Origin of the sequence: Amycolatopsis sp. SID8362, assembly GCF_010550475.1 — a bacterium.
GTDB classification, from domain to species: Bacteria; Actinomycetota; Actinomycetes; order Mycobacteriales; family Pseudonocardiaceae; genus Amycolatopsis; species Amycolatopsis eburnea.
Genome location: NZ_JAAGNB010000531.1, coordinates 1 through 9,586, shown reverse-complemented (window position 1 = coordinate 9,586; position 9,586 = coordinate 1). Strand labels below are relative to the sequence as shown.

The window sequence follows — 9,586 nt, the reverse complement described above, 5'->3', positions numbered from 1 at the left end:
CGCGGGCCGGCCCGGCGGCGGTGGGCGCGGGGTGCGCGGGATGGCCGAGCGGGCGGCAGTGCTCGGGGGCGAGCTGTCGGCGGGACGGGTGGACGAGCGGTGGGAGGTCGTGGTGCGGGTGCCGTGGGGGAGCGGGCGGTGAGCGTCGGGGTGCTGCTGGTCGACGACGAACCCCTGATCCGGGCCGGGTTGCGGGCGATCGTCGACAGCGAAGACGGCCTCACCGTGGTCGGCGAGGCCACCGACGGCGCCGAGGTGCCCGGGCTCGTCGCCCGGCTGCGGCCCGACGTCGTGCTCGTGGACGTGCGGATGCCCGCGGTGGACGGGATCGCCGCCACCACGCACCTGATGTCCACTGTGGACCCGCCGAAGGTCATCGTGGTGACCACCTTCGAGAACGACGACTACGTCTACGACGCCCTGCGCGCCGGCGCCAGCGGGTTCCTGCTCAAGCGGGCCCGGCCGGAGGAGATCGTGGCGGCGATCCGGACCGTGGTGGCGGGGGAGTCCCTGCTGTTCCCGGCGGCGATCCGCCGCCTGGCGGCCGGGCAGTCACCGACCGGGGACGGGCTGGCGAGCGTCAACCTGACCGAGCGGGAGCGCGAAGTCCTGCGGCTGATGGCCGCCGGACTGTCCAATGTGGAGATCGCGGGCGAGCTGTACCTGGGTGTCCAGACGGTGAAGACCCACGTGGGCAACGTACTGGCGAAGCTCGGCGCCCGCGACCGGACCCAGGCGGTGATCCGGGCTTACGACTCGGGCTTCGTGATTCCGGCAGGATGAAGGCATGACCGCGGAGTTTCATCTTTCTGGATGAACGGCGTAACGAACGCGCTGACGGAACGGACTTGAGAAAGAAGTACACGAGACCTTCTGGGAGCGACGTGGCGACCTCCGACGGAGATACCGACCCTGACTCGGCCGAAGTGACCAGCATCATCACCGGTGCCGAGTTCGCCCGTGATCTCTTTTTGGCCGAGTACCGAACGCTGCGCGACGAAATTCTCAAGAAGATGGACCACCGGACATCACTGGTCGTCTGCTCCGTCACGGTGAGCTCGGCGGTCCTGGGGTTCGGGATCGATCGCAAGAGTGCTTCGCTGCTTCTGGTAGCTCCTCTGGTCTCGCTTCTCCTCGGCATCCTCATCGTCTTCTACAACATGCAGATCGGAGTCGCTTCGGAGCATCTCCGCACCCGGTACGAGAAGCCGATGTCTCGTCGATTCCAGGGCTTCACGGGATGGCACGAGGGCATGGGTGACCCGGCTGTCCGGTTGCTGCAGAGGCTGGTTCCCTACCACCTGCCGTTGATCCTGATCGCGACCGCTCCCGTGATCGTTGCGGTCCCGTTGGCTGTATCGCTCGGCGACACATTCACTTCAGGGATCCCCGTGCTCATCGTCGTTGTCGGCCTGTTGGTCGTTTATGTGGTGGAGTTGCTGAGGAACCGAAAGCTGCTGTGAGCCGGCATTCCGGCAGGATGAAGGCATGACCGCTCAATACGACAGCTTCGCCGAGGCCTACGCGGCCGAGAACGAGTCCAGTCTGATGAACGCCCACTACGAGCGGCCCGCCGCGCTGGCGCTGGCCGGGGACGTGGCCGGGCAGCGGGTGCTCGACGCCGGGTGTGGTTCCGGGCCGCTCTTCGCCGCGCTGCGGGAGCGGGGTGCCGTCGTTTCCGGGTTCGACCAGAGTGCCGGGATGATCGAGCAGGCCCGGCGGCGGCTCGGGGACGACGCGGATCTGCGGGTCGCCGACCTCGCCGAGCCGCTGCCCTTCCCCGACGGCGAGTTCGACCTCGTCACCGCGTCGCTCGTGCTGCACTACCTGCGCGATTGGGCGCCGACGCTGGGTGAGCTGAAACGGGTGCTCAAGCCCGGGGGACGGCTGATCGCGTCGGTCAACCACCCGCTCATGGTCAACCTCACGCACCGCCAGGAGGGACCGCGGCCCGACTACTTCGCGCACTACACCTGGACCGACGAATTCCCGCTGCACGGCCGGACCGGGCGGATGACGTTCTGGAACAAGCCGCTGCACGCGATGACCGACGCGTTCACCGCGGCGGGGTTCCGGCTCGCCGTCGTCCACGAACCGCGGCCCACGGCGGTGGCGCGCGAGCTGTTCCCGGACGACTTCCCGATCCTCGACACCTTCCCGAGCTTCCTGTTCTTCGTGCTCGAAGCCGGTTAGCCGAGGTCGTCGAGGAGTGCCTGGACGGCGGCGGCCATGGTCGCCGGGTCGCCGTCGGCCGGGTGCAGCACCAGGTCCGGGGACTCCGGGCGCTCGTAGGGCGCGTCGATGCCGGTGAACCCCGTGATCTCCCCGGCGCGCGCCTTCGCGTACATCCCCTTCGGGTCCCGGGCCTCGCACACCTCCAGGGGCGTGTCGACGAAGACCTCCACGAACGGCAGGTCCGCGTGCACCTCCCGCGCCCGAGCCCGGTCCGAAGCGTACGGGCTGATCAGGGACGCGATCGCCACCACGCCCGCGTCCGCGAACAGGCGCGCCACCTCCGCCACCCGGCGCACGTTCTCGGCGCGATCCGAAGGGCTGAACCCCAGCCCGGCGTTGAGGCCGTGGCGCAGGTTGTCGCCGTCCAGCAGGTACGCCGGGCGGCCCGCCGCGACCAGGCGGCGTTCCAGCTCGACCGCCACCGACGACTTGCCCGACGCCGAAAGGCCGGTGAGCCACACCGTCGCGCCGCGGGTCGGGCGGTCCTCGCGGCGGACTGCCGCGGTGTGCCAGACGACCGGGGACGCGACCGCGCCGGTGATCATGCCCGCGGCGACCGTGTCGCCGGTGTGCTCGTCCACCAGCAGGAAGCCGCCCGTGGCGCGGTTGCGGCGGTAGGGGTCGAACAGCAGCGGCGCGCGCGTGCGCAGCCGGACGCGGCCGATGTCGTTCAAGGACAACGACTCCGCCTCGGAGCGGTGCAGCGTCGTCACGTCGAGGCGGTACTCCAGCCGCTCCACCGTGCCCCGCGTCTCGGTGGTCGTGTGCCGGACCGCGTAGGACGCACCGGGTGTCAGCGACGAACGTGACGAGAACCAGCACACCAGCGCGTCGACCTCGCGGGCCGATTCCGCGCGGTTGCCCGGGCGGCACAACATCGCGCCGCGGCCGAGGTCCAGGTCGTCGGCCAGCTCGACCGTCACCGCCTGCCCGGTGAACGCTTCCGCGAGCGGCGTCCCGCCGGGTCCCCAGACCGCCCGGACGCGGGAGGTGAACCCCGACGGCAGCGCCACGACCTCGTCGCCCGGCTTGAACACCCCGCCCGCGATGGTGCCCGCGTAGCCCCGGAAGTCCGGCCGGCGGAGCACGTACTGCACCGGGAACCGGGCGTCGATCAGGTTGCGGTCGGAGGCGACGTGCACCTCTTCGAGCTGGTGCAGCAGCGAAGTCCCTTCGTACCACGGCATGCTCGCGCTGCGGTGGACGACGTTGTCGCCGTGCAGCGCCGAAACCGGCACGAACGTCAGGTCGGCGACGTCGAGCTTCATCGCGAACCGGCGGAACTCTTCGCGGATCTCGTCAAACCGCTCACGCGACCAGCCGACGAGGTCCATCTTGTTCACGCACACCACGAGGTGCCCGATCCCCAGCAGTGAAGCCAAAAACGCGTGCCGCCGCGACTGCTCCAGCACGCCCTTGCGCGCGTCCACGAGGATCAGCGCCAGGTCCGCCGTCGACGCGCCGGTCACCATGTTCCGCGTGTACTGCAGGTGGCCCGGGGTGTCGGCGATGATGAACTTCCGCTTGGGCGTGGCGAAGTAGCGGTGGGCGACATCGATCGTGATGCCCTGCTCGCGTTCGGCGCGCAGGCCGTCGGTGAGCAGCGCGAGGTCCGGGTAGTCCTCGCCGCGCTCGCGGCTGGCGCGTTCGACGGCGGCGAGCTGGTCGGTGAAGATCGCCTTCGAGTCGAACAGCAGCCGGCCGATCAACGTGGACTTCCCGTCGTCCACGCTGCCCGCCGTGGCGATCCTCAGCAGCTGCATCAGAAGTAGCCCTCCCGCTTGCGGTCTTCCATGCCTGCTTCGGAAATCCGGTCGTCGGCGCGCGTGGCACCGCGCTCGGTGACGCGCGTGGCGGCCACTTCGGCGACCACTTCGGACGGTGTCGCCGCCGACGATTCGACGCAGCCGGTGCACGTCGCGTCGCCGACGGTCCGGAAGCGCACGGTCGCTTCGTACGGCGTCTCGCCGTCCACAAGGGACAGGAACCGGGTCGCCGCCAGCAGCATGCCGTCGCGCTGGACGACCGGGCGCCGGTGCGCGTAGTACAACGGCGGCAAGGCGATCCGCTCGTCCCGGATGTACTGCCAGATGTCCAGCTCGGTCCAGTTCGACAGCGGGAAGACGCGGATGTGCTCACCGCGGCGGTGCCGCCCGTTGTAGAGGTTCCACAGCTCCGGGCGCTGGGCCCGCGGGTCCCACTGGCCGTGCTCGTCGCGGAAGCTGAAGACGCGTTCCTTCGCGCGGGCTTTCTCCTCGTCGCGGCGGGCCCCGCCGAACACGGCGTCGAACCCGCCCTCGCGGATGGCGCGCAGCAGCGTGACGGTCTGCAGCCGGTTGCGGCTGGCGCCCGGGCCGGTCTCCTCGACGACGCGGCCGGCGTCGATGTCATCCTGCACGCTCGCGACCAAAAGGCGCAGGTTCAAGGCGGCGACGGTCTCGTCGCGGAACCGGATGACCTCGTCGAAGTTGTGACCGGTGTCGACGTGCAGCACGGGGAACGGCAGCGGCGCCGGCCAGAACGCTTTGGCGGCGGCGTGCAGCATCACCACGGAGTCCTTGCCGCCGGAAAACAGCAGGACCGGGCGCTCGAAGGTCGCCGCGACTTCGCGGAAGACGTGCACGGCCTCCGCTTCGAGCGCGGCCAGGTGGGACAGCTCGTAGGCCACGGACACCGGAAAAAAGTAGAACATGTTCTTGTCATCGGTCAAGCGGTGCGGGACCCTGTGAACATGGACCTGGTCGTACTCGAAGAGATCAAGCGGCTGAAGTACCGGTACCTGCGCGGGGTGGACCTCAAGCTGTGGGACGAGGTGGCCGACACCTTCACCGTCGACGCCACGGCCGACTACGGGACGCACGCCGTGGGCGGGGACGGGAAGAAGTTCGAGGGGCGCGACGCCATCCTCGAGTTCCTCACCACGAGCCTCGGCAACGGCATCATCACCGTACACCACGCAGGTCAGCCCGAGATCGAGGTCGACGGCGACACCGCGACCGGGCGGTGGTCGTTCACCGACAAGGTCATCGTCCCCGACCACAAGGTGATCATCGAGGGCGCAGCCTTCTACGAGGACACCTACCGCCGCGACGCCGACGGCGCCTGGCGGATGTCGCACATCGGGTACGTCCGGACCTACGAGTCGATGCTCTCCTGGGAGGGCAATCCCGGCTTCCGGCTGCTCGCGAACCGCTGGGCCGTGCCGGCATGATCGAGAACGAGTTCTCGTTGACCCGGCCGTTCGCCGACGCGATCGCCGAGGCCGAGAAGCTGATCGCGGAGGCGCCGCCGGCACAGACGGAGCAGGGCCTGCTGGAAGGCTACGACTACCTCGCCGGCAGCATCCGCGCGTCCCTGCAGATGGCCTGGGCCTACCAGCGCGACTTCCCGTACTTCACCGCGTCCACCGGGCCGTACACGAAGATGGGCCTGGACAACCCGGACACGCTGTACTTCAACGCGAACATCCGCGCCGACCGCGAATACCTCGTCACCGGCGTCCGCGGCACCACCGCAGACCTGAGCTTCCAGATCCTCAACGGCGACTACTCGCCGGTCGTGGTGCCCGACAGCCTCGCCGCGTTCGACGACCGCGCCATCGAAATCGGCGAAGACGGCCGGTTCGAGCTGCGGTTCGGGCCGGCGCGCGACAACCCGGGGCCGAACTACTTCGTGCTCGGCGAGGGCTCGTCGATGCTCGTCGTGCGCGAGGTCCACAGCGACTGGGCGACCGAGAAGCGCGGCGAGATCCGCATCCAGTGCGTCGACACAGCGGGCCAGGCGCCGCCGGTGCCGGACCGCTCCGCGCTGGCCAAGCGCTACGGCGTGACCGGCAAGATCCTGCTGAGCCGGCTGAAGACGTTCCTGGCGTTCCCGAAGTGGTTCTACGACAACCTGCCGGTCAACACGATGACCGAGCCGCGGTCGACGCCGGGCGGGCTGACCACGCAGTTCTCCTCGGCCGGGCACTACGACCTGGGCGAGGAAGAGGCGATGATCGTCACCGTGCCGCGCTGCGCGGACGCGCCGTATCAGGGGATTCAGCTCGGCAGCCTCTGGTACGTCTCGCTCGACTACATCAACCACCAGACGAGCCTCACCGCCGACCAGGCGCGCGTCGACCCCGACGGCAAGATCCGGTTCGTGATCAGCGAACGCGACCCCGGCCTGGCGAACTGGCTGGAGCGCACCGGGCACGACCGCGGGTACGTCCAGATCCGCTGGCAGCGGCTGGCCCGGGACCTCGGGCCGGAGGACGGCCCGGTCGTCGAGGTCGTCAAGGTTGACGAGCTGCCGGACCGGCTGCCCTACCACGAGGAGGCACGCGTGACGCCGGCCGAGTGGGCGGCGCGGATCGCGGCCCGGCAGGATGCCGTCGCCGCCCGGATGCTGGGGTGAGGATGCCGGATCTGTTGCAGGGCAAGGTGGTCGTCGTCTCCGGCATCGGCCCGGGACTCGGCCGGTCGATCGCCGTGCGGAGCGCGGAGGCGGGCGCGGACGTCGTGCTCGCCGCGCGCACCGAGTCCCGGCTCACCGAGGTGGCCAAGGAAGTCACCGACCTCGGGCGCCGCGCCGTCGCGATCCGGACCGACATCGACGACGCGGACTCCGCCGAGAACCTGGTGAACGAGGCCCTCGAAGCGTTCGGACGCGTGGACGCCGTGGTGCACAACGCTTTCGCCGTCCCGCCGCTGACCGATCTGGCCACAGTGGACCTCGACGCCGTCCGGGCCGGGTTCGAGACGGCGGGGATCTCGGTGCTGCGGCTGACGCGGTTGTTCCTGCCCGCGCTCAAGGAGAGCAAGGGCTCGCTGGTGATGATCAACTCCGCCGTGCTGCGGCATTCCCGGCGCACGTTCGGCGCGTACAAGATGGCGAAGTCGGCGCTGCTGTCGCTCTCGCAGAGCCTCGCGAGCGAAGTCGGCCCGGACGGCGTCCGCGTCAACACCGTCGCCCCCGGCTACATCTGGGCGCCGAACCTCAAGTGGTACTTCAATTATCTGGCCAAGGAACGCGGCATCACGCCTGAAGAGGTGTACGCCGAGACCGCGTCCACAATAGACCTGCGCAAGCTGCCCGAGCCCGACGAGATCGCCGACGCGGTGGTGTTCCTCGCCTCGCCGATGGCGCGCGCGATCACCGGGCAGTGCCTCGACGTCAATGGCGGCGAGTACCACCACTAGGAGGTTCGATGCTCCCCGGCCGCGAAGACGTCGGCACCGTCGAGGACCTGCGCGCTTCGGCGTCGAAGCTCACCGGCCTCGACGACTTCGGCAGCGGCGAGTACGTCGAGGGCCTGAGCGTGCTGCTGGAGGCGTACGAGGCCGACGAGGACCTCACGCCGTTCGGCAACAAGGTGCACCGGGCGATGCTGCGCGGTGCCCTCGTGGCGCGGCTGCTCAGCGAGGCGTCGTGGAAGCAGCACCCGGCGCACGCGGACGTCCGCGTCGAGCGGCCGATCTTCGTGACCGGCCTGCCCCGCACCGGGACGACCGCGCTGCACCGGCTGCTCGTCGAGGACCCGGCGCACCAGGGCCTCGAGGTGTGGCTCGCGGAGGTCCCGCAACCGCGGCCGCCGCGCGAAACGTGGGCGGACAACCCGATCTTCCAGGGGATCCAGGCGGGGTACGAACGCCACCACGTCGAGCACCCGGAGTTCATGGGCGTGCACCACATGTCCGCCGACCAGGTGGAGGAGTGCTGGCAGCTGCTGCGCCAGTCGATGCGCTCGGTGTCGTTCGAATGCCTCGCGCACGTGCCGCGGTACTCGCGCTGGCTGGCGAAGCAGGACTGGACCGACGCCTACGCCCGGCACCGGCGCAACCTGCGGCTGATCGGGCTGCCGGACGCGGGCAAGCGCTGGGTGCTCAAGAACCCGAGCCACCTCTTCGCCCTCGACGCGCTGATGGCGAACTACCCGGACGCGCTGGTGATCCAGACCCACCGGGCGCCGCGGACGATCATGGGCTCGATGTGCAGCCTCGCCGAGAAGGCGGCGGACGGCTGGTCCACCAAGTTCCGCGGTGAGGTGATCGGCCGCGGGCAGCTCGACCTGTGGGCCCGCGGCGCCGACGAGTTCCTGCACGCGCGCGGCCGGTACGACCCGGCGCAGTTCTGTGACGTGGCCTATGAGGACTTCGTCGCCGACCCGGTCGGCACGGTGTCCACTGTGTACGACCACTTCGGACTGGAGCTGACGGACGAGGCGCGGGCGGCGATGACGGCGGTGCACGAGCGGAGCCGGACCGGGGAACGCAAACCCGTGCACCGGTACAGCTTGGCGGACTTCGGCCTGACGCCCGAAGAAGTCGACGAGCGGTTCGCGGGCTACCGGGCCGTCTACGGCTGATCGCCGTCGCGCGGCCGGACGTGGACGCGCTCGCCCTGCAGCCCGAACAGGATGAGCAGTTCCACCGCGCGGCCGTCGGCCGAGCCCAGCCAGTGCGGCTCCGTCGTGTCGAACTCCGCGGCCTCGCCCGGTGGCAGGGTCAGGTCGCGGTCGCCGACGACCAGCCGCAGCGTCCCGTTGAGGACGTAGAGCCATTCGTAGCCGCTGTGCGTCTGCGGCGTGGGCTCGACGGGGCCGCCGGCCGGGATGAGCATCTTGTACGCGTGCACCCCGCCGGGGCGGCGGGTGAGTGGCACGAACGTCATGCCGTAGCGGTGCACCGGGTGCAGGTGGACGCGCGGGTCGCCGGTGCGCGGGGCGCCGACGAGGTCGTCGAGCGGGACGTCGTAGGCGCGCGACAGCGGCAGCAGCAGCTCCAGGTTCGGCCGCCGTTGCCCGCTTTCGAGCCGGGACAGGGTGCTTTCCGAGATCCCGGTTTCGGCCGAGACGCCGGCCAGGGTGCTGCCACGCTGCCGCCGCAGGGCCCGCAACCGCGGCCCGACCGCGGCCAGGACGGTGTCGATCTCCTCGCTCATGCCCCCAGTCTTGCCGGTCCGGCAAGTCTTCGTGCGGCGGCTGGCTCGGCGGCGGCTTCGCTGATGTCTTGAATGACTCATTCATGTCGTCAGACGACATGAATGAGTCATTCACTACATCTCAGGCCAGGGTCCCGGCGAAGTCGCGCTGGCGAGCGGGTGACCGGCCGCGGACCGGCCGCGCTGGACCTCGGTCGCCAGTCTTGCCGGTCCGGCAAGTTTTCGTGCGCCCGGCGGCGCCCGCGGGGCAGGGTGAACGCCGTACCCCGGCACGAAGGAGAACCATGGACGCCGTCCGCTTCTGGGACGACCACTACCGCGAGCCCCGCACCACCCGCGTGAACCCCGTGCTCGCCGAGATCGCCGCGGACCTGCCCGCGGGCGCCGCGCTGGACCTGGGCTGCGGCGCCGGCGGCGACGCGCTCTG

10 protein-coding genes are annotated in these 9,586 nt (G+C 70.1%); 7 read left to right on the top strand and 3 right to left on the bottom strand.

Annotation, left to right across the window (positions count from 1 at the left end):
* Positions 1-138 precede the first annotated feature (138 nt).
* From G3I65_RS16640 to G3I65_RS16630, 3 genes are all read left to right on the top strand, one after another.
* Entirely contained in the window at positions 139-783 is a 645-nt protein-coding gene (locus tag G3I65_RS16640) for a response regulator transcription factor (RefSeq protein ID WP_160696923.1), read from the top strand.
* Positions 784-884: 101 nt separating this feature from the next.
* Positions 885-1,463, top strand: a complete 579-nt coding sequence (locus tag G3I65_RS16635) for a hypothetical protein (RefSeq protein WP_160696922.1) — start codon at positions 885-887, stop codon at positions 1,461-1,463.
* Positions 1,464-1,488: 25 nt separating this feature from the next.
* Positions 1,489-2,193: a class I SAM-dependent methyltransferase gene (locus G3I65_RS16630; protein ID WP_160696921.1), complete on the top strand. Its 705-nt coding sequence runs from the start codon at positions 1,489-1,491 to the stop codon at positions 2,191-2,193.
* Here the strand turns inward: G3I65_RS16630 and cysC are convergent.
* Both cysC and cysD read right to left on the bottom strand, forming a co-directional pair.
* Positions 2,190-3,998, bottom strand: coding sequence for an adenylyl-sulfate kinase (gene cysC / locus G3I65_RS16625; RefSeq protein ID WP_160696920.1), 1,809 nt, complete (start codon positions 3,996-3,998; stop codon positions 2,190-2,192). The genes G3I65_RS16630 and cysC overlap by 4 nt on opposite strands.
* Complete coding sequence (gene cysD / locus G3I65_RS16620) at positions 3,998-4,927, bottom strand: sulfate adenylyltransferase subunit CysD (protein WP_163046702.1); 930 nt, start codon at positions 4,925-4,927, stop codon at positions 3,998-4,000. The genes cysC and cysD overlap by 1 nt, the downstream gene beginning before the upstream one ends.
* Positions 4,928-4,966: 39 nt before the next feature.
* Between cysD and G3I65_RS16615 the strand changes: the two genes are divergently transcribed.
* From G3I65_RS16615 to G3I65_RS16600, 4 genes are read left to right on the top strand one after another with little or no spacing between them, the layout of a single operon-like run.
* Positions 4,967-5,446: a nuclear transport factor 2 family protein gene (locus G3I65_RS16615; RefSeq protein ID WP_163046701.1), complete on the top strand. Its 480-nt coding sequence runs from the start codon at positions 4,967-4,969 to the stop codon at positions 5,444-5,446.
* The gene (locus G3I65_RS16610) at positions 5,443-6,633 is read left to right on the top strand and encodes a hypothetical protein (RefSeq protein ID WP_160696918.1); all 1,191 of its coding nucleotides are present in this window, start codon (positions 5,443-5,445) and stop codon (positions 6,631-6,633) included. The genes G3I65_RS16615 and G3I65_RS16610 overlap by 4 nt, the downstream gene beginning before the upstream one ends.
* 2 nt (positions 6,634-6,635) lie before the next feature.
* Positions 6,636-7,418: an SDR family oxidoreductase gene (locus G3I65_RS16605; RefSeq protein ID WP_166640190.1), complete on the top strand. Its 783-nt coding sequence runs from the start codon at positions 6,636-6,638 to the stop codon at positions 7,416-7,418.
* Between the two features lie 8 nt (positions 7,419-7,426).
* Positions 7,427-8,584 (top strand): sulfotransferase, encoded by a 1,158-nt coding sequence (locus G3I65_RS16600; RefSeq protein ID WP_160696916.1) that lies wholly within the window; start codon positions 7,427-7,429, stop codon positions 8,582-8,584.
* Here the strand turns inward: G3I65_RS16600 and G3I65_RS16595 are convergent.
* On the bottom strand, positions 8,575-9,159 hold the full coding sequence (locus G3I65_RS16595; protein ID WP_160696915.1) for a helix-turn-helix domain-containing protein: 585 nt from the start codon (positions 9,157-9,159) through the stop codon (positions 8,575-8,577). The two genes, G3I65_RS16600 and G3I65_RS16595, sit on opposite strands and share 10 nt — an antisense overlap.
* Between the last annotated feature and the right edge of the window lie 427 nt (positions 9,160-9,586).